At 68.6% G+C, this 24137-nt stretch carries 24 protein-coding genes; 6 read left to right on the top strand and 18 right to left on the bottom strand.

Annotation, left to right across the window (positions count from 1 at the left end; genetic code table 11):
• Window positions 1–27 precede the first annotated feature (27 nt).
• From ABQF30_RS20320 to ABQF30_RS20310, 3 genes are all read right to left on the bottom strand, one after another.
• Complete coding sequence (locus tag ABQF30_RS20320; RefSeq protein WP_448467060.1) at window positions 28–765, bottom strand: ABC transporter ATP-binding protein; 738 nt, start codon at window positions 763–765, stop codon at window positions 28–30.
• Complete coding sequence (locus ABQF30_RS20315; RefSeq protein WP_448467268.1) at window positions 762–1493, bottom strand: ABC transporter permease; 732 nt, start codon at window positions 1491–1493, stop codon at window positions 762–764. Before ABQF30_RS20315 ends, ABQF30_RS20320 begins: the two co-directional genes overlap by 4 nt.
• A gap of 195 nt (window positions 1494–1688) precedes the next feature.
• On the bottom strand, window positions 1689–2030 hold the full coding sequence (locus ABQF30_RS20310; RefSeq protein ID WP_448467058.1) for a hypothetical protein: 342 nt from the start codon (window positions 2028–2030) through the stop codon (window positions 1689–1691).
• Between the two features lie 124 nt (window positions 2031–2154).
• Here ABQF30_RS20310 and rbpA point away from each other — a divergent pair, with 124 nt between their 5' ends.
• The gene (gene rbpA / locus ABQF30_RS20305) at window positions 2155–2493 is read left to right on the top strand and encodes an RNA polymerase-binding protein RbpA (protein WP_448467056.1); all 339 of its coding nucleotides are present in this window, start codon (window positions 2155–2157) and stop codon (window positions 2491–2493) included.
• 86 nt (window positions 2494–2579) lie between these two features.
• On the opposite strand, the gene ABQF30_RS20300 is transcribed toward rbpA, so the two are convergent.
• From ABQF30_RS20300 to ABQF30_RS20250, 11 genes are all read right to left on the bottom strand, one after another.
• The gene (locus ABQF30_RS20300; RefSeq protein ID WP_448467054.1) at window positions 2580–3326 is read right to left on the bottom strand and encodes a polyprenol monophosphomannose synthase; all 747 of its coding nucleotides are present in this window, start codon (window positions 3324–3326) and stop codon (window positions 2580–2582) included.
• Complete coding sequence (lnt, locus tag ABQF30_RS20295) at window positions 3323–5119, bottom strand: apolipoprotein N-acyltransferase (RefSeq protein WP_448467052.1); 1797 nt, start codon at window positions 5117–5119, stop codon at window positions 3323–3325. The genes ABQF30_RS20300 and lnt overlap by 4 nt, the downstream gene beginning before the upstream one ends.
• Window positions 5112–6704, bottom strand: coding sequence for an amidohydrolase (locus ABQF30_RS20290; RefSeq protein ID WP_448467051.1), 1593 nt, complete (start codon window positions 6702–6704; stop codon window positions 5112–5114). Before ABQF30_RS20290 ends, lnt begins: the two co-directional genes overlap by 8 nt.
• Window positions 6705–6720: 16 nt before the next feature.
• The gene (locus tag ABQF30_RS20285) at window positions 6721–7206 is read right to left on the bottom strand and encodes an FxsA family protein (RefSeq protein ID WP_448467049.1); all 486 of its coding nucleotides are present in this window, start codon (window positions 7204–7206) and stop codon (window positions 6721–6723) included.
• A gap of 40 nt (window positions 7207–7246) precedes the next feature.
• Window positions 7247–7630: a PPOX class F420-dependent oxidoreductase gene (locus ABQF30_RS20280; RefSeq protein ID WP_448467047.1), complete on the bottom strand. Its 384-nt coding sequence runs from the start codon at window positions 7628–7630 to the stop codon at window positions 7247–7249.
• A 17-nt stretch (window positions 7631–7647) separates the two neighbouring features.
• Window positions 7648–11244, bottom strand: coding sequence for a cobaltochelatase subunit CobN (gene cobN, locus ABQF30_RS20275; RefSeq protein WP_448467045.1), 3597 nt, complete (start codon window positions 11242–11244; stop codon window positions 7648–7650).
• Between the two features lie 261 nt (window positions 11245–11505).
• A complete protein-coding gene (locus tag ABQF30_RS20270) occupies window positions 11506–11982 on the bottom strand; it encodes a hypothetical protein (protein WP_448467044.1) in 477 nt (158 codons plus the stop codon).
• Window positions 11983–11984: 2 nt separating this feature from the next.
• Window positions 11985–13247 (bottom strand): DUF58 domain-containing protein, encoded by a 1263-nt coding sequence (locus ABQF30_RS20265; protein WP_448467042.1) that lies wholly within the window; start codon window positions 13245–13247, stop codon window positions 11985–11987.
• On the bottom strand, window positions 13240–14202 hold the full coding sequence (locus ABQF30_RS20260; protein WP_448467040.1) for an AAA family ATPase: 963 nt from the start codon (window positions 14200–14202) through the stop codon (window positions 13240–13242). Before ABQF30_RS20260 ends, ABQF30_RS20265 begins: the two co-directional genes overlap by 8 nt.
• A gap of 8 nt (window positions 14203–14210) precedes the next feature.
• A complete protein-coding gene (locus ABQF30_RS20255; RefSeq protein WP_448467038.1) occupies window positions 14211–14705 on the bottom strand; it encodes a hypothetical protein in 495 nt (164 codons plus the stop codon).
• A complete protein-coding gene (locus tag ABQF30_RS20250; protein ID WP_448467035.1) occupies window positions 14702–15628 on the bottom strand; it encodes a DUF4129 domain-containing protein in 927 nt (308 codons plus the stop codon). The genes ABQF30_RS20255 and ABQF30_RS20250 overlap by 4 nt, the downstream gene beginning before the upstream one ends.
• A gap of 67 nt (window positions 15629–15695) precedes the next feature.
• Here ABQF30_RS20250 and cobG point away from each other — a divergent pair, with 67 nt between their 5' ends.
• From cobG to ABQF30_RS20225, 5 genes are all read left to right on the top strand, one after another.
• A complete protein-coding gene (gene cobG / locus ABQF30_RS20245; RefSeq protein WP_448467033.1) occupies window positions 15696–16814 on the top strand; it encodes a precorrin-3B synthase in 1119 nt (372 codons plus the stop codon).
• Window positions 16815–16823: 9 nt separating this feature from the next.
• Window positions 16824–17450 carry a precorrin-8X methylmutase gene (locus ABQF30_RS20240; RefSeq protein ID WP_448467031.1) on the top strand — a complete coding sequence of 209 codons (627 nt, stop codon included), beginning with the start codon at window positions 16824–16826 and terminating at the stop codon, window positions 17448–17450.
• Window positions 17447–18934, top strand: coding sequence for a precorrin-2 C(20)-methyltransferase (locus tag ABQF30_RS20235; RefSeq protein ID WP_448467029.1), 1488 nt, complete (start codon window positions 17447–17449; stop codon window positions 18932–18934). The genes ABQF30_RS20240 and ABQF30_RS20235 overlap by 4 nt, the downstream gene beginning before the upstream one ends.
• A gap of 97 nt (window positions 18935–19031) precedes the next feature.
• Entirely contained in the window at window positions 19032–19652 is a 621-nt protein-coding gene (locus tag ABQF30_RS20230) for a TetR/AcrR family transcriptional regulator (protein ID WP_448467027.1), read from the top strand.
• Complete coding sequence (locus ABQF30_RS20225; protein ID WP_448467025.1) at window positions 19649–20710, top strand: phosphotransferase family protein; 1062 nt, start codon at window positions 19649–19651, stop codon at window positions 20708–20710. The genes ABQF30_RS20230 and ABQF30_RS20225 overlap by 4 nt, the downstream gene beginning before the upstream one ends.
• On the opposite strand, the gene ABQF30_RS20220 is transcribed toward ABQF30_RS20225, so the two are convergent.
• Genes ABQF30_RS20220 through ABQF30_RS20205 form a run of 4 tightly spaced genes read right to left on the bottom strand, consistent with a single transcriptional unit; the run spans window position 20700 to window position 24131 of the window.
• Window positions 20700–21419, bottom strand: a complete 720-nt coding sequence (locus ABQF30_RS20220; RefSeq protein ID WP_448467023.1) for a cobalt-precorrin-6A reductase — start codon at window positions 21417–21419, stop codon at window positions 20700–20702. The genes ABQF30_RS20225 and ABQF30_RS20220 overlap by 11 nt on opposite strands.
• Window positions 21419–22174 (bottom strand): precorrin-4 C(11)-methyltransferase, encoded by a 756-nt coding sequence (gene cobM, locus ABQF30_RS20215; RefSeq protein ID WP_448467021.1) that lies wholly within the window; start codon window positions 22172–22174, stop codon window positions 21419–21421. The genes ABQF30_RS20220 and cobM overlap by 1 nt, the downstream gene beginning before the upstream one ends.
• Window positions 22171–23343 (bottom strand): precorrin-6y C5,15-methyltransferase (decarboxylating) subunit CbiE, encoded by a 1173-nt coding sequence (cbiE, locus tag ABQF30_RS20210; protein ID WP_448467020.1) that lies wholly within the window; start codon window positions 23341–23343, stop codon window positions 22171–22173. Before cbiE ends, cobM begins: the two co-directional genes overlap by 4 nt.
• A 29-nt stretch (window positions 23344–23372) precedes the next feature.
• The gene (locus ABQF30_RS20205) at window positions 23373–24131 is read right to left on the bottom strand and encodes a decaprenylphospho-beta-D-erythro-pentofuranosid-2-ulose 2-reductase (protein WP_448467018.1); all 759 of its coding nucleotides are present in this window, start codon (window positions 24129–24131) and stop codon (window positions 23373–23375) included.
• Between the last annotated feature and the right edge of the window lie 6 nt (window positions 24132–24137).

The following is a 24137-nucleotide window of genomic DNA, read 5'->3' as shown; positions in this document are numbered from 1 at the left end:
ATCCCCTCATTCGTGTGTACGTCTGACTCAGAGCGCAACGCCGAGATTGGCGAGCAACTCCGCGCGGTAGCGTTCGGTATTGGCAGACGGATCGCCCGGCGATCGGCGCGCGTCGGTGATGTCGAGCGTGTGCACCACTCGACCGGCCTCCAGGACCAGCACCCGATCGGCGAGAGCCACTGCTTCGTCCACGTCGTGGGTGACCAGCAATACGCCGAATCCATGCTCCCGCCACAGGTCGAGCAGCAACGTGCGCATGCTCAACCGGGTCAGCGCGTCCAGTGCGCCGAACGGCTCGTCGAGCAACAGCAACTGCGGCTCTGCGACAAGAGCCCGGGCCAGCGAAACCCGTTGCGCCTGACCACCGGACAACGTCAGGGGCCATGCGTCGCCGCGGTCGGCGAGACCCACGTCGGCGAGCGCCCGGTCGGCCCGGGCCAGGGCCTGTGAGCGGGGCAGCCGGCTGCGGGTAAGACCGTAGGCGACGTTCGTACGGACGTCGCGCCACGGGAACAGCCTCGGTTCCTGGAACGCCAGCGCAGGCGCCCCCACCACTGTGCGCTCACCGGTGTGGTCTGTGGACAAGCCGGCGAGTACTCGTAGCACGGTCGACTTTCCGGATCCACTGCGTCCGATCAGCGCGACGATCTCACCGGTACCGACCCGAATCGACACATCGCTCAGCACGTGCTGCTCGCCGTACCACTTGTTCACGTCGCGGAGCGCGCCGGCGGTCTGTGTCGTTCGTTCGGAGATCACGGTCATGAGCGGTACCTCAAGGCTCGGCGTTCCAGCAGGCGGACAATGGCGTCGGTGCCGATGCCCAACAGCGCGTAGACGATCAGCCCGAAAATGATGATGTCGATCCGCAAGAAGTCGCGGGCGTTGTTGATCAGGAAGCCGATTCCTTGATCGGCGTTGATCTGTTCGGCGACGATCAGGGTCAGCCAGGCGATGGCCAGCGACTGCCTGAAGCCGACCAGAACCTGTGGCCCCGCACTCGGCACGATGATGGTGCGAAACCGCTGCCAGAACGTAAAGCCAAGCACCTGAGCAGTTTCGAACAGTTTCGGGTCGACCTGGCGGATGGCCGAGAATGTGTTCAAGTACAGCGGGAAACTCACTCCCAAGGCCACCAACAGCACCTTGGGCAGTTCACCGATGCCGAACCACAGGATGAACAACGGGATCAGGCCGAGGTGCGGCAGCGCGCGGATCATCTGCATCGGCGGGTCGACGGTGGCCTCCACCCAGCGGGACAGCCCGACAGCGGTCCCCAGCCCGACGCCGACGATGCCGCCCAGCAGCAGCCCGGCGATCACCCGAATGCCGGATACCTGTAGCGCGTCGGCCAATTGGCCGTTGCGGACGAGTTCTATCCCGGCCTCGATGATCAACGACGGGGCCGGCAGCACGTCCTGCGATATCAGGCCCACCGCGCTGCCCAACTGCCACAAGGCCAGCAGCACCACCGGCGAGATCAGCCGGACGATGCCCCACTTTCGTTGCGTCGACCGGTGTTTGGGTGCAGGCGCGGTGGGCGTAAGCGCAACGGCGGTACTGGTCACGGTGAGCTGACGCTACGCACCGCGGAAACAGCCGGTAAGCGTTGGAATCCGGGTGAACGAAATGAAAGTGCGGCAAGGCCACCTGGCCGAAGCGGGCGTTTCCGGTGACTACCGAGGCAACTAACGCCAGCCGTCGGCCGCCTTTGCCGCCTGCATCAACGCGTCGCAGAGTTGCCGCAACTCCGGCGCACCCGCGCCCTCGTCGACCGCTGTCGCGAGGTCCTCGGCCGCACATCTGACCTGATACACCCGATCCGACAGCTGCGCGGCCTCGTCGGCGGTCAGGACAACCGAATCCGGGGCCAGCGACGTGCCCTTCACCATGGCGCGTTGTTCGTAGGCGCGCTGCCGACAAGACTGCCTGCAGTACTGGCGACGCCGTCCCATCTGCGCGTCGGCGACCTCGCGCCCGCACCACCGACATGGCTGCGGACGGTTGCGTCTGCGGGTTCCGGCGGCCATGTATCCCGACTGTAGACGGGCCTCTACCGCAAACCGCGTATCATGGAGGGTCGAGTCGGGAACTTGGCAACGCTGCGGTGCGTTGAATCTTCCGGACGAAATCGCGTGATGAGGAGTGTTGACGATGGCTGATCGTGTCCTGAGAGGCAGTCGGCTCGGAGCAGTGAGCTACGAGACCGACCGCAACCATGACCTGGCGCCGCGTCAGGTCGCGCGCTACCGCACCGACAACGGTGAGGAATTCGACGTCCCGTTCGCGGACGACGCCGAGATCCCCGGCACCTGGCTGTGCCGCAACGGCCTGGAGGGCACCCTCATCGAGGGGGACGTGCCGGAGCCGAAGAAGGTCAAGCCGCCGCGGACCCACTGGGACATGCTGCTGGAGCGTCGTTCGGTCGAAGAGCTCGAGGAACTGCTCAAGGAGCGCCTCGACATCATCAAGACCAAGCGTCGCGGTAGCTGAACTGCAAAAACACCGCGAGCCCGCGCACTGTGCGCGGGCTCGCGGTGTTTTTGTATAGACAGCTCACGTGTAGACAGAGCGTGTGCCTAGCGCACCACGCCCCTGGCACGGTCCAGGCGGCCGCGGATGCCCCACTCGGCAACCTTGAACATCGCCTCGCGGATGTTGGATCCGCTCATCTTCGACACGCCCAACTCACGCTCGGTGAAGGTGATCGGCACCTCGACCACGCGGAATCCGTTGTTGATAGCGCGCCACGTCAGGTCGATCTGGAAGCAGTAGCCCTTGGAGTCCACGGCGGCCAGGTCGATCTTCTCCAGCACCTCGCGCCGGTACGCCCGGTATCCGGCGGTGATGTCGTGGATGCCGACGCCCAGGAGGAAACGTGAATAGGTGTTGGCGGTCTTCGACAGCGCCAGCCGGCGCCACGGCCAGTTGCGGACCGTCCCGCCGGAGACGTACCGGGATCCGATGACCAGGTCCGCCCCGGCGTCGACCGCGTCGAGCAGTCTGCGGAGCTCCTCGGGTGCATGGCTGCCATCGGCGTCCATCTCGACCAGCACCGAGTAGCCCCGGCCCAGGCCCCACTCGAACCCGGCCAGATAGGCCGCGCCCAATCCGGCCTTGCTGCTGCGGTGCATGACGTGGACGCGGTCGGCGTCGGCCAGGGCCAACTCGTCGGCGAGTTCGCCGGTGCCGTCGGGGCTACCGTCGTCGACAATGAGGATATGCACCTCCGGGCAGGCGACATGCACGCGTCCGACGATCAGCGGCAGGTTCTCCCGCTCGTTATAGGTGGGGATGATCACCAGAGTGCGCTCACTCGGGCTCATGTGGCTCCTTCATCGTCGCCGGTGTTCGCGATCCGGCGCCTGAACTTTTTTGGCACGAACCCTCCATTGTGCAGTATCGCGGCGAGTAATGCCCAAACAGCGGCGCCGAAACCGACGATGACCAGCACCGCCTGCACGATCGGGCCCCATTGGGTAGCCGGGGTCAAGGTGGACTTGAGCCGGATCTGGCTGTCGAGATACGCGGGCCGAAACCACTCCGTGCGGGCCAGCTCACGGCCGTCCGGGGCGATGACCGCGCTGATGCCGGTGGTACCTGCGACCACTACGTAACGGTCGTGCTCGACGGCCCGCAGCTTGCCGAACGCCAACTGCTGGGAGCTCATGGCCTCATCGAACGTGGCGTTGTTGGTGGGGACCGCCAGCATCTGGGCGCCGCCCAGGACCGATTCCCTGGCGGCCCGGTCGAAGATCACTTCCCAGCACGTCGTGACCCCGATGGGCACTCCCGCGGCATGCACCACGCCGTTGCCGTCGCCCGGGACGAAGTAGCCGGCGCGGTCGGCGTAGGAGGACAGGTGCTTGAAGAAACCGCGCCACGGCAGGTATTCGCCGAACGGCTGCACGATCCGCTTGTCGTGACGCTCGCCAGGGCCGTCGGTGGGGTTCCACACGATCACCGAGTTGTTGGCCACCGGATTGTCCGCGGTGTACCCGGGCGCCTTGACGACGCCGCCGACGAGGATGGGCGCCTCGATGGCTTCGGCCGCCGCGGAGATCTGTGCAGCGGCGTCCGGATTGGCCAGCGGATCTATGTCGGATGAGTTCTCCGGCCAGATGACGAACATCGGCTGCGCGGCCCGGCCGGCGCGGACGTCCTCGGCCAGGCGCAACGTTTCGGTTACGTGATTGTCGAGCACCGCGCGGCGCTGCGCGTTGAACTCCAGCCCCAACCGAGGCACGTTGCCCTGCACGGCAGCCACCGTGACGGTCTGTTCGTCACCCGCACCGGTGGCCGAATGTCGCACGCCCGGCCACACCACCGCGGTGCCCAACAGCACCACGGCGATCGACACCCCGGGCAGCACGACAGCAGGCGCGGGGACGCCCGGCTTGTGTCCGTGCCGCCACCACCGCACGATCTCCAGTGCCATCAAGGTCAGGCTGAACCCGGCCAGCGCCACCGCGAAGGACAGCAGCGGCGCCCCACCCAGCCGTGCGATAGGTAGCAGCGGTCCGTTGGTCTGACCGAAACCCACGACGCCCCAAGGAAATCCGCCGAACGGCACGGTCGATTTGAGCCACTCCACCGCAACCCACAATGCGGCGAACCACAACGGCCAACCGGACAATCGCCTCACTGCGACGGCGAGCAGGCCGAACAGTCCGCAGAACAACGCTTCCGCCAAGGCCAGTGCCAACCAGGGCACCGCCCCGACCAGGCCGCTGATCCACGGCAGCAGAGGAATGTAGAACGCGAGCCCGAACAACAGCCCGTAGCCGAAGCCACCGCCTGCCGTGGTCGACTTCTTGGTCAGCACCCAGGCCAGCAGCGCGAACGCGCCGAAGGCGGCGAACCACCAGCCGACGGGCGGAAAGCTCACCCACAACGCCAGCCCGCCGCCGACGGTGGCGCTGAGCTGCGGCCACCGGTCGAGCACCGCCTGGCCGAACCGGCCGGCGCGTGCGCCCAGCGTGGTGTCCGGTTTCCCGTCGAAATCCTCGTCGTCATAGTCGTCGAGGTCCTCGGCGTCTTCATCGACGACGGCCGGGATCACCTCGGTGACCTCGTTGGGTCCGTCCCGCAGCCGATCGAACCTGCGGTCCCTAGCCATGGATGACGACACCCCGGTGCACGGTCTGACGGCAACGGGGCAGTTCCGCACCGGCGGCCAGACGTGGCAGCGCGGGTACTCGCGACCGCGGGTCGGTGGACCAACGCTGCGCGGCGTTCGCCGGAGTGCTCACTTCGAGGTCGTCGGCATCCCACACCGCGTAGCTGGCAGCAGCACCTGGCACCAGAGTGCCGGTCACCCCGTCGCGCACTCCGCCGGCCCGCCAGCCCCCGCGGGTGGCCGCGGCGAACGCAGCGCGGGCCGAGACCGCACTCGACGGCGTCCGATGCGCGACCGCCGCCCGCACGGTCGCCCAGGGATTCATGCTGGTGACCGGGGTGTCGGAGCCGAAGGCGAGGGGCACGCCTTCGGATGCTAACAGCGCAAGCGGGTTGAGCTGGTGAACTCGATCAGGCCCGAGACGCTGGGCGTACATGCCGTCCGCGCCGCCCCACAACGCGTCGAAGTTGGGCTGCGTGCTGGCCGTCACGCCCCATGACCCCAGTTGCCTTGCCTGGGCGGCGGTCACCATCTCCAGATGTTCGAGGCGGTGGCCGCACCGCGCCACCGCGGGTGCCCCGAGCTTGTCGACCACGATGGACAGAGCGTCGACGACGGCCGTGACGGCGGCATCGCCGATCACGTGGAATCCGGCGGGGATACCCGCCTCGGTGCAGGCCTGCAGATGTGTGGTGATGGTGGCGGCATCGAGGTACCGGTTGCCGCAGGTATGCGGGGCGTCGCTGTAGGGCGCGCGCAACCACGCGGTGTGTGAGCCCAGCGCCCCGTCGACGAACAGGTCCCCGGCCAGGCCGCGGGCCCCGGTCTCGGCGATGAGCGCCTTCGCATGGTCGACGCCGCCGGCCGGTTCGCCCCAGTAGCCGGCCACCTCGACGCCGTGGTCGATGCGCCGCAGCTCGTGCCAGTCGTCCAGGCCGCCGATCTGCGGGCCCGCGCATTCATGCACCGCGACGATCCCGAGGCCGGCCGCGTGATCCAGTGCGGCGACGCGCGCGTCGTGCCGTTGCTGCGGGGTCAACCGGTCGCGGGCCGCCGCCCGGACCAGGTGATGTGCGTCGGCGCGCAGCGGCTGCTGCGGCTCGAAGCCTGCCGCCTCGGGCAGTCCCGGCGCCAGCAGGCGCAGCGCCGTCGTCGCCGCCGCCGAATGCACGTCCACCCTGGCCAGGTAGGCCGGCCGATCCCCCAGCACCGCATCCAACTCCGCGGTGCTCGGCGGGGTGCGTTCGGGCCAGCCGGACTCGTCCCAGCCGTGCCCCCAGACCGGGCCTTCGGGGTGGTGTTGGGCGTGCTCGGCGATCAACCGTAGGCAATGCTGCAGGGACGTGGCCGGACGCAGATCGAGGCCGTCGAGATTCAGGCCGGTGGCGGTGAGATGAACGTGGCTGTCGACGAACGCCGGGGCGACGAAGCCGCCGTCGAGGTCGACGACGCGGGCGTCGGGGAACTGCGCACGGCCGACGTCATCGCTACCAAGCCATGCGACCACGCCGTCGCGGACCGCCAGCGCGGTCGCGTCGGGATGCGTGGGGCTGTGGATGCGCCCGTTGATCAGGAGTGTCGGCAAGCTGTTTCAGTCGCGGCTAGGGCGTGGGGGGCAGACGATACGGATCGACGACATCGGCATCGGTGACGTCGATGACTTCGCCGTCAATATAGTCTGCGGCGGAGTCGCCGGTCCGTCCGCGATATCCAGCAGTAGGGGCCATCATGATCACCGGTGCCCTGCGGGCGGCCATCGCGGTGAACACCGGTCGTGCGGCGGCCCGGGTCGGCGGCAGCAACAGCAGCGCCCCCAGCACCGAGCTGGCCAGGCCGGGAATGACGACCAGCACCGTGCCCAGCGCCACGAGGGCGCTGTCGGTGACGGCGCCCTGCGCACTCGCGGCGGTCAGCCCGGAGCGCAACCGGCGCAGCTGGCGGCTGATCTGCGAACCGGCCAGCGCCAGTCCGACCGCGAACGACGCGGCCAGCAGCAGCACCGTCCAGCCGAAGCCGATCGTCGCCACGAGCGCGACGACCACCGCCACCTCGATCAGCGCGTAGAGCAGGAACAGCCGCTTTGCCATGTACTGACAACGTCGACGACGGCGATCGGGTTCCACGCGGCTACGTGGCCGCGCTGAGTTCCAGGCCGATGTTGCGCTCCATGCCGCCGCGCAGCTTGGAGAACAAGTTGAACGTCTTGCCGACCAAGCCGTACCGCTTGCCGATGGCGTCGTAGATGTCACCGTTGCGGGCCTTGTCCAAGATGACGGCCTGCGCTTCCACAGCCTCGCTCTTGGGGTTGCCCCGCATGTCGCACACCGCGACGGTGACCCGTGGGGTGTTGCGGATGCGCTTGACCTTCCACGCATCCGCCTGGGTGATCACCAACAGGCGGTCCCCCTCGGGCACGGCCCAGATCGCAGTCGGTTTGGGCCGGCCGTCCTTGGTGAAGGTGGTCAGCAGGATGTAGTTGGCTTTGGCGACATCGGCGAAGGTGAGAGGCACGCCCGTAAAGTTAGTCGTCAACCTTCGAGTTCGCCTTCGGCCTCCAGTAGCACCTGCCGCAGACCGTCGAGCGTTGCAGGCTCGGGTTCGGCCCACATGCCGCGGCCGGCGGCTTCGAGCAATCGTTCGGCCATGCCGTGCAGCGCCCAGGGGTTGGATTCGGACATGAATTTGCGGTTCTCGTCGTCCAGCACGTATTCGGCCGACAACCGCTCGTACATCCAGTCGGCCATCACGTGGGCGGTGGCGTCATAGCCGAAGAGGTAGTCGACGGTGGCGGCCATCTCGAAGGCGCCCTTGTAGCCGTGCCGGCGCATGGCGTTGATCCACCGTGGATTGACGACGCGGGCCCGGAACACGCGGTTGGTCTCCTCGGACAGCGTGCGCGTGCGCACGGCGTCGGGACGGGTGTTGTCCCCGATGTAGGCGGCAGGCGACTGGCCGGTGAGGGCCCGCACCGTGGCGACCATGCCACCGTGGTACTGGAAGTAGTCGTCGGAGTCGGCGATGTCGTGCTCACGGGTGTCGGTGTTCTTGGCTGCCACGGCGATTCGGCGGTACGCCCGGTTCATGTCGTCGGCGGCGGGTGCACCGTCCAGCCCGCGCCCGTAGGCGAATCCGCCCCACGCCGTGTACACCTGTGCCAGGTCCGCGTCGTCCCGCCAGTTGCGGCTGTCGATCAACTGCAACAGCCCGGCCCCGTAGGTACCGGGTTTGGATCCGAAAATTCGTGTGGTGGCGCGTCTTTCGTCGCCATGCTCGGACAGATCAGCCTGTGCATGCGCGCGGACGTAGTTGTCGGAGGCCGGTTCATCGAGGCCCGCGACCAGTTTCACCGCGTCGTCGAGCATGGTGACCACGTGTGGAAACGCGTCCCGGAAGAACCCGGAGATGCGCACCGTGACATCGATGCGGGGCCGCCCGAGCTCGGCGAGCTCGATCGCCTCGAGGTTGACGACGCGCCGCGACGCGTCGTCCCACACCGGCCGGACGCCAAGAAGCGCAAGCACTTCGGCGATGTCGTCGCCTGAGGTACGCATGGCCGAGGTCCCCCACACCGACAGCCCGACCGACTGCGGCCAGCGACCGTAGTCGTCGCGGTACCGGTTGAGCAGCGAATCGGCCATCGCCACCCCGGTCTCCCAGGCCAGCCGCGACGGCACCGCCTTGGGATCCACCGAGTAGAAGTTGCGCCCCGTGGGCAGCACGTTGACCAGGCCGCGCAGCGGCGAACCGGATGGTCCAGAGGCGATGAAGCCGCCGTCGAGCGCCCGCAGCACCTGGTCGATCTCGCACGCGGTGCCCGCCAACCGCGGCACCACCTCGGTGGCGGCGAATCGCAAGATCTGCGCCACCTCGGCGTTGTCGGTCAGCCCGTCGACCGCAGAAGCGTCCCAACCGGATTCCTGCAGCGCGGCCACCAGCTCACGCGCACCGGCTTCGGCCGCGTCGACGGCCGCGCGGTCATCGCTGCCGTCCTCGATCAACCCGAGCGCCTGCCGAAGGCCGGGCACGGTCTGCTCACCGCCGAACAGCTGGCGGGCCCGCAGGATCGCCAGCACGAGATCGAGTTCGCCTGCCCCGGTTGGCTTTTCCCCGAGAATGTGCAGCCCGTCACGGATCTGCACATCCTTGATCTCACACAGCCAGCCGTCGACGTGCAGCAGCATGTCGTCGAATGAGTCCTCGTCGGGCCGGTCCTCCAGCCCCAGGTCGTGGTCCATCTTGGCGGCGCGCATCAGCGTCCAGATCTGCTGCCGGATGGCGGGCAGCTTGCCGGGATCGAGCGCCGAGACGTTGGCGTGCTCGTCGAGCAGCTGTTCGAGTCGCGCGATGTCGCCGTAGCTTTCGGCGCGCGCCATGGGTGGGATCAGGTGGTCGACGAGGGTGGCATGCGCACGACGTTTGGCCTGCGTGCCCTCACCGGGATCGTTGACCAGGAACGGGTAGATGAGCGGTAGATCGCCGAGCGCGGCATCGCTGCCACAGGCCGCGCTCATGCCGAGGGTCTTGCCGGGCAACCATTCCAGGTTGCCGTGCTTACCGAGATGCACCACCGCGTCGGCTTTGAAAGAACCAGGAAAGGACGAGTCCAGCCACCGGTAGGCGGCCAGGTAGTGATGGCTGGGCGGCAGATCGGGATCGTGATAGATGGCGACCGGGTTCTCCCCGAAGCCGCGTGGCGGCTGCACCATCAGCACAATGTTGCCGGCTTGCATTGCGGCGACGACGATCTCACCGTCGGGGTCGCGGCTGCGGTCGACGAACAACTCCCCCGGCGGCGGGCCCCAATGTTCGACGACCGCATCGGCCAGTTCGGCGGGCAGGGTCGCGAACCACGCCCGATAATCCTTGGCCGGCACCCGAATCGGATTACCGGCCAACTGCACGTCGGTCAGCCACTCCGGGTCCTGCCCGCCGCGCTCGATCAGGGCATGGATCAAGGCATCACCATCGCCGGACTCCACGCCCGGGATGTCGGCGGCCTCGCCCAGGTCATAGCCGTGTTCGCGCATCGCCCGCAGCAGCGCCACCGCACTTGCCGGAGTGTCCAGCCCGACCGCGTTGCCGATGCGAGCATGCTTGGTCGGATAGGCCGAAAACACCACGGCCACGCGCTTTTCGGCGGCCGGGACGGCACGCAGGCGGGCATGACGCACCGCCAGGCCCGCCACCCGGGCGCAGCGCTCCGGGTCGGCCACATAGGAGATCAGCCCCTCGTCGTCGATCTCCTTGAACGAGAACGGCACCGTGATGATCCGGCCGTCGAACTCCGGGACCGCGACCTGGGTGGCGACGTCGAGCGGAGACATACCGTCGTCACTGGTGGCCCAGTCTGCCCTCGAACACGTAAGGCATAGCCCCTGCAGGATCGGGACGTCAAGGGCGGCAAGGTGTGCGACGTTCCACGAGTCGTCGGTTCCGCCGGCCCCGACCGTGGCGGGCGTCGCGCCGCCGGCGGCCAGCACCGTGGTGACCAGGGCGTCGGCGGTGCCGAGCAGTTCGAGCAGCTCGGGTTCGGCGGTGCGCAGCGATGCGCAGAAAACCGGCAGCGCCCGACCGCCCGCGCTCTCGATGGCCTGGCACAACGCCTCGACATACCCGGTGTTTCCGGCGAGCTGCTGGGCACGGTAGTACAGCACCGCGACCGTGGGCCCGTCGATCGGGGCGGCCTCGTCGCGCTCAAGAAGGCCCCAGGTCGGGGTGATGACCGGCGGGGCGAATCCGAACCCCGTCATCAGCAGGGTGTCGGACAGGAATCGGTGCAGGTTGCCCAGATTTTCGACGCCGCCCTGGGCGAGGTAGATGTGGGTTTGCAGAGCCACGCCCTGTGGCGCGGTCGAATGTCCCATCAATTCGGCGTCGGGCGACTGTTCACCGCTCACGACGACCGTGGGCACGCCGCCGGCGACAACGGCGTCGATGCCGTCCTGCCAGGCGCGGTAGCCGCCGAGAATGCGCACGACGGCGATGTCGACGCCGTCGAGCAACTCCTCAAGTTCGCCGCTGACCAGCCGCGACGGGTTGGCCCATCGATATCCGGTCCCGCTGGCGCGGGCAGTGATCAAATCGGTGTCTGAGGTCGACAGCAGCAGGACGGTGGGGTGGGACACCCACCATTCGTACCGTACTAGGGCGCAATCTCGCCGAAGCGGTCATGCCAGGTCTGCCGGTACGGCCGGCCCGCGGCCGCGACGAGCAGGAGTACGAGCACCGCGAAACCGCCGAAAGCAACCATGATCTGTCCCCTCCTGGAACCTGTTTCAATCCCGGTACCGGTGGTCCGGGGTACTTGCCGCAAACTTACGCCCGGGCGGGGCTGAAAGGGGCCGATATGTAAGGGAGGGAACAGGTTTGCGTAGCAGTGATGGATGTCACATCGGACGGTATCGTTCGGCGTTCCAACGGCCGGTGTCGACAAACGGGCGCAGCGCAAGGAAGTAGGCGACGGCGACCGCCGGGGGCGCCAGCAGCGGTAACCAGGCCACACTGACGGGCAAGGCCGCCGCTGCCAGCCCGGCGGCGGTGAAACCGATTGCGGCAAGCATGGTCTGGCGCGTCGTGGTCGCCGTGTCCGGTGTTTCGACCGCATGCCGGATCACCAGATACGCGGTGGCCGAGAGCCCCGCCAGCGCGGCGAACAACGGCGCCGGCTCCGACAACGCGAGCGAGACAGCGGCCGCAACCACCGCAGCCGTCGCGGCGGGCCGGATCCACAGCCCGATCAGCACCCCCACCCCTGCCACCGCGGCCGCCACGAGCGCGGACCCCTCGGCGGTTGCCGCCGCCGCGCCGGCCATGAGCAGCCCGAACACCGTCGAGAAGGTCCGTGGAGCCGGTTGCGCGGACACCGTCACAACCTCCGGTGCACGTGCCCGTGCCGGTGCCGGTCCGGGATCAGCCGCATCGCGTCCTGAAGCGGGCCGTCGTGGCTCCAGTGCACGACATCGATGCCGATCGTGCCCATGTCGCGGTACATGGCCGAGCGCTGCAGCGCCCACATGCGGGCAATCAGTGGATCCAGGCCGGCGTCGAAGGGTGCGCCCTGAAGGACGTCGACGGCGACGACGGTGTGGCCGCGTTTCGACAGTTCGATCAACGCCAGCGCGAACTCGGTACTCAGCAGGGTCGAGAATGCCACCACGATCGCGCCCGGCGGGACTGCTGCGCGCGGCGCCAATGTCCCTGTGGTGGTTTCGAATCCACCCCCGACCCCGAGCACGGCGTCGAGCACCCGGTAGAACTGGCGGCGACCGATGTCGACTCCGAGCCAGCGCGGTTGCTTGCCGCCCAGAGCCACGATGCCGGCGCGGTCGCCGTTGCGCAGCGCACTCTGCACCACCTGGGCCGCACCGCGGGCGGTGCGCTCGGTGGCCTCGGTGGCCGGACCGGGTGCCTGGTCGTGGGTGTCGATCAACACGACGACGTCGGCACCACGGTCGGTGAGCCGTTCGGTGACGTGCAACCGGCCCCGGCGCGCACTCACCGGCCAGTTGACGGTGCGCAGGTGATCGCCGGGGACGTAGGGCCGCACATCGGCGTACTCGACGCCTGGCCCTGTGTGCCGGGTCAGGTGGGCACCGAGCCGGTCGGGCAGTTCGGCACGCGGCAGCGGGGTCACCTGCGGTGCGGCGAGCGGGAACACGTACAACTCGGCGGCATCCACGGTCGCTTCCCCGACCGTCAGACCGCCTGGCGCGGTCACCTCGATCCGGGCCCGCAGAGGGTAGTGGCCCCAGCGGGATGCGCTGGCCCGCACCGTCACCCGCTGCCCTGCCGCGCCGCCGAGCACCTCGACGTGCATGCCGTCGACCGGTTCGACCGCCAGCCGGCAGCCGGCACCGGCGTCGGCCTCTGCCCACACCGACAGCTGTGCCGTCTCGTTCTCGAAGCAGCGCAGCACGCCGGGCTCCCCGTACACCCGTACCTTCGCCGCAGGCCGCTGCCAGTGAATCGAGCACAGCACTCCGAGCAGCGGTGCGACGAAAGCGACCAACTGCCAACGTGATCCGGCAACGGCGACGATCAGTACGACCGCCGCGGCAGTCGCCAGCGCCTTGGCCAGCGGCGCTGCAACCCAACGCGGTCGGGCTTGTGCGCAGCGGGCGTCAGGCATTGGCGCGGGGCACCGGAAGTCGGCGAAGAAGTTCGCTCATCACATCCGATCCGTGGATGCTGCGCACCCACATCTCCGGGCGCAGGCTGATGCGGTGCGCCATCGCCGCGACGGCGAGCATCTTGATGTCCTCGGGAATGACGTAGTCACGGCCCACCAACAGCGCGCGGGCCCGCGCCAGCTGAACCAGATCGAGTTCGGCACGCGGGCTGGCGCCGACCGCGACCTGTGGATGGTGCCGGGTTGCCCCGGCCAGGGCCACCACGTAGTGCAGGACGTCGTCGTGCACCGTCACCTGTTCCACGGCTTCCCGCATCGCGAGGAACTGTGGTCCGTCGACAACCCGGTTCACCACCACCTCGGCCGATCCACGATCCAGCCGACGGCGCAGCATCGAGGTCTCGTCCTGCACGGACAGGTATTTGAGCTCAAGGCGCACGGCGAATCGGTCGAGCTGGGCTTCGGGCAGCGGATAGGTGCCCTCGTACTCGATCGGATTGTCGGTGGCCAACACAATGAAAGGGGCTGGCAGCCGGTGGGTCTGGCCGTCGATGCTGACCTGCCCCTCAGCCATCGCCTCCAACAGCGCCGCCTGGGTCTTGGGCGGGGTGCGGTTGATCTCGTCGGCCATCAGCAGATTGGTGAAGATGGGCCCCGGACGGAACTCGAAACGGCCGGACTGCATGTCGTACACCGTGGAGCCGAGCAGGTCCGCGGGCAGCAGGTCCGGGGTGAACTGCACGCGGGTGAACTTCAACCCGAGCGCCGCCGCGAACGACCGCGCGATGAGGGTCTTGCCCAGTCCCGGAAGATCTTCGATGAGAACGTGTCCACGCGCCAGCAGTGCCGTGAGAATGAGGGTGAGCGCATCGCGCTTGCCCACCACCACGCGCTCGATCTCGTCGAGGACTCCACGCGCGGTCGCGGCCGCCGACGCCTGGGCGGAAACGGGCATCGGGCCGGTCATAGCCGTTCCAATCGTTGCAGGATCTCGCCGAGAACCGCCCGGCCCGGACCGGGCTCGTCGGCTCGTGCGGCCATGCCGGACACAACGTTGTCGGGATCCACCCACTGCCACAGCTGCGCACCGAACAACATCCGGCCGGTCGCGTGAAATGCCGCCGGATCGGCAGCCTGCCGGTGCCCGGTGGCCGCCGCGAACTCTCTGGCCAGCCGGGGCCGCAGGTGCCGGTCCCACTGGAGCCGCGTGGAATCGGCTCGGCGGACCAGGGTTTCGGTCTCCGATCTCCACTGTGCCAGGAGCTCGGCGGCATCGTTGGACGACGGTTGCCCGCCGGCTTTGTCGCGGTCTTCGCGAAGCGAGGAGCGCAGTATCACCAGCAGCACGGCCAGCGCGGCGCCGGCGACCCAGCCGATCACGCTGCGATCCGGTAGCACCACGGCCCACGCCTCCACCAGCACCACCAGCAGAAAACCCGCCAACACCATTCTCTTCACGCCAGGCTCCGCAAGTCGGCGAGCACCTGATGCAACGCCCGCACCGCGGCATCGCGGTCGATCTCGCTCATCACATGGGGGCTGAACCGCGCCTCGGTGAAGAGCTCGACGAGTTCGGTTGCGCTGTCCGGGGACAACGCATGGTGACGCACTGCACGGGCCAGCACCTCCGACGGGGTGTCGGACTCCTGCGGCACCACTTCGGGCGCCTGTGCCAGACCGTGTTCCATTGCGGCGTAACAGGCGATGATCGCGGTGCGCGGATCGCGGCTGAGATCGCCGATCTCGGCCAGTCCGAGTTCTGCTGCCCGCGCGAGCTTTTCGGGTCCGCTCGGCTGGTGTGGCGGGGCCACCCGCTCGCCGTCGTCGAACCAGGTCGCCGGGCGGGCACGTCTTCTCGCCTGTACGACGGTGCCGAACGCCACGATCAGCAGCAGGATCACCGTCGCCGCAGCCAGATACCCGAACGCGTTCTCGCCGGTACCGGTCGGATCCGGTGGCGACTGGGCGGGAGACCCCGGTGGTGTCGATGTCGGCGGGGGCGCCGGCGGCGGTAGTTCGGGTGCGTCGGCCCACTGGGTGATCAGCACCACGACGAGCAGCCAGCCCAACAGCACCGCCAGCGCAACCAGTACCCACCGCAAACGCAGCCGCACCTGCAGCCCACGCAATTCCAGGCGCTGAAAATCCGGATCGCCGGATCCGGTCGGCTTGCGAGGCGCGGTGATCACGGCGAAGGCGAATCCGGCGAGCGCGACCGCCAGCAGTGCGACGAGGGCGACGAGGCTGACGGGAGAATCAGTGTCCGGTTCGGCGGGTGCGGGACGACCGCCAGGAACATATCCGCGCAATGCGATGGCAGCCAGCATCACAAGCACGAGCACAGTGGCCACGCGCCTTGCCGCCTTATCGATACCGGGCATCGCCTGGACAATCGTCGCACGGATTCGGGTCGGGACCGGCGAATCGCCCTACCTACAATGGGAACCTATGGCCCGCAGCCGTGAGCAGGACGCCTGCCCCGGTGCACTGACAGTGCACCGGGCCGCCGATGGCGCCCTGGTGCGGATCCGGCTTGCCGGCGGGGTCATCACCGCGACACAACTCGCGGCGCTGGCCGAGGTCGCATCGCAATTCGGCTCCCCCGCAATGGAACTCACCTCGCGCGGCAACATCCAGATCCGGGCCCTCACCGACACCGACGCGGTGGCCGGCGCCCTGACCGAAGCCGGTCTGCTGCCGTCACCGACCCACGAGCGGGTCCGCAACATCGTGGCCTCGCCGCTGTCCGGTCGGTCCGGCGGCGTGGCCGACGTCCGGGACCTCGTCGGCGCACTCGACCTGGCCATCCAGGCTGAGCCGATGTTGGCCGAGCTGCCCGGCCGGTTCCTTTTCAGCCTCGACGACGGCCGTGGCGACGTCTCCGGACTGGCCGCGGACGCCGGTGCACACCTGCTCGATACCGACACCGCTGCGCTGCTGCTCGGCGGCATCGACACCGGGGTGCGGCTGGCCGTCACCGACGTGGTCCCGACGCTGACGACGATTGCCAAACGCTTCATCCAGACACGCGGAAAGTGCTGGCGCATCACGGAACTGGAAGATCTGTCACCGCTCCTGGACGGATTGGACGTCTCCTCACCCGCCGGTGCGCAGTGGCCGCCGACTGTCAAACCTCCGGTCGGCTGGATCGAGCAGCGCGATGGCAAGGTCGCACTGGGCGCCGGACTACCGCTGGGCGTACTCGGTGCCCGAGAGGCGCAATTTCTCGCGGCCATCGAGGCGCCACTGACCATCACCCCGTGGCGGTCGATTCTGGTGTTCGACCTGGACGACGCCGCCGCCGACGTGGCACTGCGGGTGCTGGCGCCGATGGGATTGGTGTTCGACGAGAACTCACCGTGGCTGGCCGTCAGTGCCTGTACAGGCAGCCCGGGCTGCGCCAAGTCGGTTGCCGATGTGCGCGCGGATGCGGCGCGGGCCGTCAACAGCCCATCAGAAATCCACCGGCACTTCGTCGGCTGCGACCGGGCCTGCGGCAGCCCGCCCGTCGGCGAGGTTTTGATCGCCACCGAGGATGGATATCGAGCGCGTAACCCCTCCCCGTAGGGTTGTCGCGTGCTCGACTACATCCGCGATGCCGGCGAGATCTATCGGCAGTCGTTCGCGACGATCCGCGCCGAAGCGGAGCTCTCACGCTTCCCCGCCGACGTGTCGCGCGTGGTGGTAAGGCTGATCCACACCTGCGGCCAGGTCGACGTCGCCGACCATGTCGCCTACACGGACGACGTCGTCGCCAGAACCCACGCGGCACTGGCTGCAGGCGCCCCGGTGTTGTGTGATTCCTCGATGGTGGCGGCCGGAATCACCAGGTCACGGCTGCCCGCTGACAACGAAGTGGTGTCGCTGGTGGCCGATCACCGCGCCCCCGAGCTGGCCGCCCGGTTGGGCAGCACGCGGTCCGCGGCCGCCGTCGACCTGTGGGCCGATCGCCTCGGTGGCGCCGTCGTGGCGATCGGCAATGCGCCGACCGCCCTGTTCCGGTTGCTGGAGCTGCTCGACGAGGGTGCGCCCACGCCCGCGGCGGTGCTGGGCGGCCCGGTCGGCTTCGTCGGCTCGGCGCAGTCCAAGCAGGAGCTGATCGAACGCCCCCGCGGGATGTCCTATTTGGTGGTGACGGGTCGGCGCGGTGGCAGCGCGATGGCCGCCGCCGCCGTCAATGCGATAGCGAGTGAGCACGAATGAGCGCGACAAGAGGGACCCTTTACGGCGTCGGACTGGGGCCTGGCGATCCGGAGCTCGTCACCGTCAAGGCGGCCCGGCTGATCGGCGAGGCCGACGTCGTGGCGTACCACAGCGCGCGGCACGGGCACAGCATTGCCAGGGAGATCGCCGAGCGGTACCTGCGGCCCGGGCAGCTCGAAGAGCACCTGGTCTATCCGCTCACCACCGAGACCACCGACCATCCCGGCGGCTACGCCGGCGCGATGGAGGATTTCTACGCCGAATCCGCCGAGCGAATCGCCGCGCACCTCCAGGCCGGCCTTGACGTGGCACTGCTGGCTGAGGGCGATCCGCTGTTCTACAGCTCGTACATGCACATGCACACCCGGCTGACTTCTCGGTTCGACGCCGTCATCGTTCCCGGCGTCACCTCGGTCAGCGCAGCCTCAGCCGCCACCGGCACCCCGCTCGTCCAGGGCGACGAGGTGCTGACCATCCTGCCCGGCACGCTGCCGGCTGACGAACTCAAACGTCGCCTGGCCGATACCGACGCCGCGGTGGTGCTCAAACTCGGCCGCTCGTATACCCGGGTGCGCGAAGCACTTTCGTCGACCGGCCGGCTCGACGAGGCCTTCTACGTGGAGCGGGCCAGTACGACGCGCGAGCGGGTGGCGCCGGCGGGCGACGTCGACGAGGCGAAGGTCCCGTACTTCTCGCTGGCCATGATCCCCGGCGGCACCCGGCGCCGCGCGGCGGCAGGCAGCGTGGTGGTCGTCGGGCTCGGCCCCGGTGACCACGACTGGATGACCCCGCAGAGCCGACGCGAGCTGGCCGCGGCCACCGACCTCATCGGTTACGGGCCCTACCTTGAGCGCGTCGGCATCCGGACCGGGCAGCGCCACCATCCCAGCGACAACACCGACGAACCGGAACGCGCCCGTCTGGCCTGCACGCTGGCCCAGCAGGGTGGGGTGGTCGCGGTGGTGTCATCGGGTGATCCGGGGGTGTTCGCGATGGCCACCGCGGTGCTGGAGGAAGCCAAGCAGTGGCCGGGCGTCGAGGTGCGGGTGGTTCCGGCGATGACGGCCGCTCAGGCGGTCGCCAGTCGGGCCGGCGCGCCGCTGGGTCACGACTATGCGGTGATCTCGCTGTCCGACCGGCTCAAGCCGTGGGACGTGATCGCCGAGCGCCTGGCCGCGGCGGCCAAGGCCGACCTGGTGCTGGCCATCTACAACCCGGCTTCCAAGACGCGGACGTGGCAGGTGGGCGCGATGCGTGAGCTGCTGCTGCAACATCGCGATCCGAGTACCCCGGTGATCATCGGGCGCAGCGTCTCCGGCGCGGAGCCCGGCCCCGGCGAGAGTGTCCGGGTGGTCCGGTTGGCCGATCTCGATCCCACCGACGTCGACATGCGCTGTCTGCTGATCATCGGGTCGTCGCAGACTCAGTGGTATTCCGACGCGGACGGCGACCGGGTGTTCACTCCCCGCCGCTACCCCGGCTGACTGTCGTCGACTTTTATTGACTGCTGTCAGAATCCCGATTAGTGTCCGGCGTCACACCCGTTCGGATGGGAGGCGTGTGGCGCAACAGGGGGCACCGGTGCGGTCTGCGGTCGATCGCCGTCAACCGCAGCGCAGCGACCAGCGGCGCACTGCGATCCTGCAGGCGCTGAACGAGCACCTGCGTCAGACCGGCTTCGACGCGCTGAGCATCGCCGAAGTGGCCCGGCAGGCCGGGGTCGGCCGCTCGGCGTTCTACTTCTACTTCGAGAACAAGGCGGCCGCCGTGGCCGCATTGCTCGAGCCGATGCACGACGCGCTGTCGGCGGCCAACGACATCCTCGCCAACACCGCCGAACCGCCCCAATCCCGGGTCCACGACACACTCGACGCGATCCTGCGGACGGCAGAGGATCATCGCTACCTGTTCCAGGCCATGCTGGAGGCACGCGGGAGCAGCGCCGCGGTCCGCGAGATGTGGGACGACGCTCGAGAGTCATTCGTCCCGAAGGTGGCCGCGGTTATCACCGCCGAGCGCGCAAGCCGCCGTGCCCCCGAGGGGACGGACCCACGGGTGTTGGCGGGCCTGCTGATGGAGTTCAACGACCGGCTGCTGGAGCGGTTCATCATTGGCGGTCCGCTGACCCGCCAACAACTACTGGAAGGTGCGGAGGCGATCTGGATGGGTGCCATTTACGGGATGACGGAGACCGCGCAGTGACCGCCGCCGTATCGATACCGAGCCGGCCCGCCGAGGTGACCGCCTCGTGGCTCTCGACGATTCTGCGGGCCGAGGTCACCTCCGTCACGACCGCGCCGATCGGGACCGGGCAGACCGGCGCCACCTACCGGGTTTCGGTCACCTACGCCGACAGCCCTGATCTGCCAGATACATTCGCGATCAAGTTGCCCTCACAGGACGACACCGTGCGCGACCGCGTGAGCATCGGCTACCGTTCCGAGCACGCGTTCTACACCAACGTCGCATCGCGGGTGCAGATCCCGGTCCCGCACTGCCACCACTGTGAGATCGCAGGTGAGGGAGCCGATTTCGTCTTGCTGCTGGCCGATATGGCACCCGCGGTCCAGGGCGATCAGATCGCAGGCTGCACCGCCGACGAGGCCACCCTGGCAGTGCGGGCACTGGCCAATCTGCACGGCCCCACCTGGTGTGACCCACAGTGGGCCAACTTCCCCGGCATCGCCATGCCCAAACCGGAGCCCGATTCGGCGAAGGGGTTCGGCGATATCGCGAAGATGGCTGCCGATATCACCCTGGACAAGCTCGGTGCGCGCATGAGCGCCGAGAACCGCGAAACGCTGGGCGCGGCAATGTCGGTGGTGACACCTTGGCTGCTGGCCGAACCGGATCGGTTCGCGATTCTGCACGGTGACTATCGGCTCGACAACATGTTGTTCGATCCCGACCGCAGCCGCATCACCGTCGTGGACTGGCAGACGCTCGGCTCCGGACTACCGGCCCGCGACCTGTCCTATTTCACCGCGACGAGCCTGCTGCCACTGGCCAGGGCCGCAGTCGAGGCGAATCTCGTCGACGAGTATCACCGCACACTGCTCACTCACGGGGTCACCGGCTATGACCGCGAAACTTGTTGGCAGGACTACCGGTTGGGGATGTTGCAAGCTCCACTGATCACCGTGCTGGGTTGCGCGTTCGCCACCTCCACCGAGCGCGGCGACGACATGATGCTGGTGATGGCCGAGCGCGGATGTCAGGCGATCCGCGAACTCGGCACGTTGGATCTCATCAACGCCTGACCCAACGCACCGCTTCGTCGACCGTGGCCACCGTCTGCACACCGGTCGGCAGTGGCGGCCGGTCCACCATCACCACCGCAACCCCCGCGGTGGCCGCAGCGTCCAGTTTGGGCTGAGTCATCTCGCCGCCGCTGTTCTTGGTGACCAGCGCGTCGATGCGGTGCTCGGCCAGCAGTGCCAACTCCCCCTCGTACCGATAGGGCCCGCGGGAGAGCAGCAGATGGTGGCGGACCGGCAAGGTCGCGGGGTCTGGCGCGGTGACAGCCCTGACCAGAAACCACGCGTCGACATCTCGGAACGCCGCGGTGCCGGACCGGCCGGTGGTCAGAAAGACCCGCGAATAACCCTTGGCCGCAACGGTTTCCGCCGCTTCGGTATCCGACCCCACGGCGATCGCATTCCCGGGCGACCACGCCGGGCGGGCCAGTACGAGATACGGAAGACCCAGTTCCGAGCACACCTGCGCGGCGTGGGCGGTGATGGTCGCGGCGAACGGATGAGTGGCGTCGACCACGGCGTCGATACCTTCGTCCAGAAGCCAGGTCCGCATCCCGTCGACGCCGCCGAACCCGCCTATCCGGACCGGGCCGACCGGCAGCGCCGGATCCGGAACCCGCCCGGCCAATGAGCTGACCACCTCCACGTCAGGATGCAGGGCGGCGGCGAGCGCCCGGGCCTCCCCTGTTCCGCCGAGCAGCAGAACACGCATCAGTGTCTGCTGCCGCGGCGCCGGCCCGATGAATACAGGTAGCTGTCGGTGAAGCCCTCGGCCGCCAAAACGTCGCCGACCACGATCACCGCGGTGCGGGTGACCCCTGCGGTGTGCATCTGCTCGGCGATGTCCGCCAGTGTGCCGCGCAGCACGATCTCCTCGGGCCAGCTCGCGAATGCCACCACGGCGCAAGGCGTTTCTGGGCGGTATCCGCCATCCAGAAGCTCCGGCACGATGGCGTCGATCTGCGCGGCGGCCAGATGCAACACCAGCGTCGACCCGGGCTTCGACAAGGTGCGGAGGTCCTCACCCTCGGGCATCGCGGTGGACAGCGTCGCCACCCGGCTCAGGGTGACGGTTTGCGCGACCCCGGGGACGGTCAGTTCCCGGCCGAGTGCGGCGGCGACGGCGGCGAATGCCGGTACCCCCGGCACGATTTCGTAAGGGACACCGAACGCGTCGAGCCTGCGGCACTGTTCGGCGAGTGCGCTGTAGATCGACGGATCCCCCGAATGCAGGCGGGCGACGTCCAGACCAGCCTTGTCGGCCACGACCAGTTCGTCGATGATCTGTTCCAGGGTCAGCGGTCCGGTATCGACCACCTTCGCATCGGGCGGGCACAACGCCAGCAGATCCGACGGCATGATCGACCCGGCGTACAGGCAAACCGGACAACTGGAGAGCAACCGCTGCCCGCGCACGGTGATCAGATCGGCTGCGCCGGGGCCGGCCCCGATGAAGAACACGGTCATCGCTTGACCACCGACCACTGGGTGACCGGCAGGGCCGGTCGCCAGCCGGTGAAACCACCGATCGCCCCGCCCTGATAGTGCTGATAGCGCCGCAACTCGCCGCCTTCCTTCGAATACCAGTGCGCGACAACGGCTTCTGACTCAACGGTGACCGCATTGACCACCGCTCGACCGCCCGCGGGCAACCGGTCATAGCAGGCCTGCAACAGACCCGGCTGCGTCACGCCACCGCCGATGAAGATCGCCGCCGGGTCCGGTGCCGCGTCCAGAGCCTCGGGCACCGCGCCGCACACGTCGACCCGCACGCCGAAAGACGTGACGTTGCCGCGGATTCGGTCGCGTCGCTGCTCGTCACGTTCGAACGCCACCGCCGCACACCCGGGCGCGCTACGGCACCATTCGATCGCGACGCTGCCCGAGCCCGAACCGACGTCCCACAGTAGTTCCCCGGGCCGCGGGCCCAGGGCAGCCAACGTGACGGCCCGGATGGATTGTTTGGTGAGCTGCCCGTCGTGACTGAATGATTCGTCGGGCAGCGCGTGGGCCCGGCGGTCGTCGGGCAGGTAGGTCACTGCGACGACGTTGAGGTCGTCGACGTCGGTGGGCGCCGTCGTCGCCCAGTCGCGGGCAGTGCCGTCGCGGCGCCGCTCGGCGGGCCCGCCCAGCTGCTCGAGCACGGTGAGCTCGGAATCGCCCCTGCCGGATTCCGTGAGCAACCGGGCCAAGGTGGCCGGCCCTGCCCCGTCCCGCGACAACACGATGGCCCGACCGCCTCGGCGCACCGCGGTGTGCGGCGCCGCGGTGACCAAACTGATCACCTCGGTGTCCTGCACCGTCCAGCCCAGCCGCGCGCAGGCCAGCGTCACGCTCGACACCTGTGGCAGGACGCGCACCCGCTGCGCGCCGAACTGCCGGATCAGCGTGGCGCCGATACCGTGCAGCAGCGGATCCCCGCTGGCCACCACATGGACGTCGGAGCTGCCGAACAACGTCGGCAAGGTTGGGAGCAGCGGCGACGGCCAAGCCCTGCGGTCGGCTGTCACGGTGGCGTCGAGCAGCGCCAACTGGCGTGGCGAACCGTAGACCACGGCAGCCTTCGCCAACTCCTCGCGCGCGGCCGCCGAGAGCCCCGCCATCCCGTCGGCGCCGATGCCCACGACTGTGATCACCGGCTCTCTGTTCTTCGCGCATGCGCTCATCACCGGGGCATCCTTCGCCAAACGAATTGCGGCACGAACCGCGTCACAAAGATCATCGGGCGGATCACCCACGGCACCCACACCGCCCGTTTCCCCTTGGCCAGCGCCTTGGCGGCGGCATCGGCCACCTGCGCGGGCGTGCTGGAGAACGGCGCGGGTTCCATGCCTTCGGTCATCCGCCCGATGACGAAACCCGGCCGCACGATCAGCAACTGCACGCCGGTGCCGTGCAGCGCATCGGACAATCCGCAGGCGAAACCGTCGAGGCCTGCCTTGGCCGACCCGTAGACGTAGTTGGCGCGGCGCACGCGGGCGCCGGCGATCGACGAGAACACCACCAGCCGGCCTTCGCCTGCCACCCGCATGCGCTGTGCAAGCTCGGTCAGCAGACCGACCTGCGCGACGTAATCGGTGTGCACGACGGCCACCGCGTGCGCGGAATCGGACTCCGCGCGCGCCTGATCGCCCAGGACACCGAACGCCAGCACGGCAGTGCCGATCGGCCCGTGGGCGGATTCGATCTCCTCGACGAGGCGCGCGTGACCTGCGACTTCGTCGGCGTCGAACTCAAGGGTGTGCACAGCCGCTGCACCGGCGGCGCGCACCGCCGCGACCTGCTCGTCGAGCCGGTCTGCGCCGCGGGCGGCGAGCACCACGGTGGCCGCTGGGGCGAGCCGGACTGCGAGTTCGGTGCCGATCTCGCTGCGGCCCCCGAAAATGACCACGACACGACGATGCGTGTCAGCCGTGTCGTTCATGGCAGC

This window comes from Mycolicibacterium sp. XJ870 (assembly GCF_053483975.1).
Note: the sequence above shows the minus strand (reverse complement) of the source record. Positions and strands in the feature narration are given on the sequence as shown.

Excerpts from the sequence above, each read along its gene's own strand:
- ABQF30_RS20300 (WP_448467054.1), bottom strand. The coding sequence starts at position 3,326 with ATGAGCCCGAGTGAGCGCACTCTGGTGATCATCCCCACCTATAACGAG.
- lnt (WP_448467052.1), bottom strand. The coding sequence starts at position 5,119 with ATGGCTAGGGACCGCAGGTTCGATCGGCTGCGGGACGGACCCAACGAG.
- ABQF30_RS20250 (WP_448467035.1), bottom strand. The coding sequence starts at position 15,628 with ATGCCCGGTATCGATAAGGCGGCAAGGCGCGTGGCCACTGTGCTCGTG.
- ABQF30_RS20320 (WP_448467060.1), bottom strand. The coding sequence starts at position 765 with ATGACCGTGATCTCCGAACGAACGACACAGACCGCCGGCGCGCTCCGC.
- ABQF30_RS20310 (WP_448467058.1), bottom strand. The coding sequence starts at position 2,030 with ATGGCCGCCGGAACCCGCAGACGCAACCGTCCGCAGCCATGTCGGTGG.
- ABQF30_RS20265 (WP_448467042.1), bottom strand. The coding sequence starts at position 13,247 with ATGCCTGACGCCCGCTGCGCACAAGCCCGACCGCGTTGGGTTGCAGCG.
- cobM (WP_448467021.1), bottom strand. The coding sequence starts at position 22,174 with ATGACCGTGTTCTTCATCGGGGCCGGCCCCGGCGCAGCCGATCTGATC.
- ABQF30_RS20235 (WP_448467029.1), top strand. The coding sequence starts at position 17,447 with ATGAGCGCGACAAGAGGGACCCTTTACGGCGTCGGACTGGGGCCTGGC.
- ABQF30_RS20260 (WP_448467040.1), bottom strand. The coding sequence starts at position 14,202 with ATGCCCGTTTCCGCCCAGGCGTCGGCGGCCGCGACCGCGCGTGGAGTC.
- cobG (WP_448467033.1), top strand. The coding sequence starts at position 15,696 with ATGGCCCGCAGCCGTGAGCAGGACGCCTGCCCCGGTGCACTGACAGTG.
- rbpA (WP_448467056.1), top strand. The coding sequence starts at position 2,155 with ATGGCTGATCGTGTCCTGAGAGGCAGTCGGCTCGGAGCAGTGAGCTAC.
- ABQF30_RS20220 (WP_448467023.1), bottom strand. The coding sequence starts at position 21,419 with ATGCGTGTTCTGCTGCTCGGCGGAACAGGGGAGGCCCGGGCGCTCGCC.
- ABQF30_RS20285 (WP_448467049.1), bottom strand. The coding sequence starts at position 7,206 with ATGGCAAAGCGGCTGTTCCTGCTCTACGCGCTGATCGAGGTGGCGGTG.
- ABQF30_RS20205 (WP_448467018.1), bottom strand. The coding sequence starts at position 24,131 with ATGAACGACACGGCTGACACGCATCGTCGTGTCGTGGTCATTTTCGGG.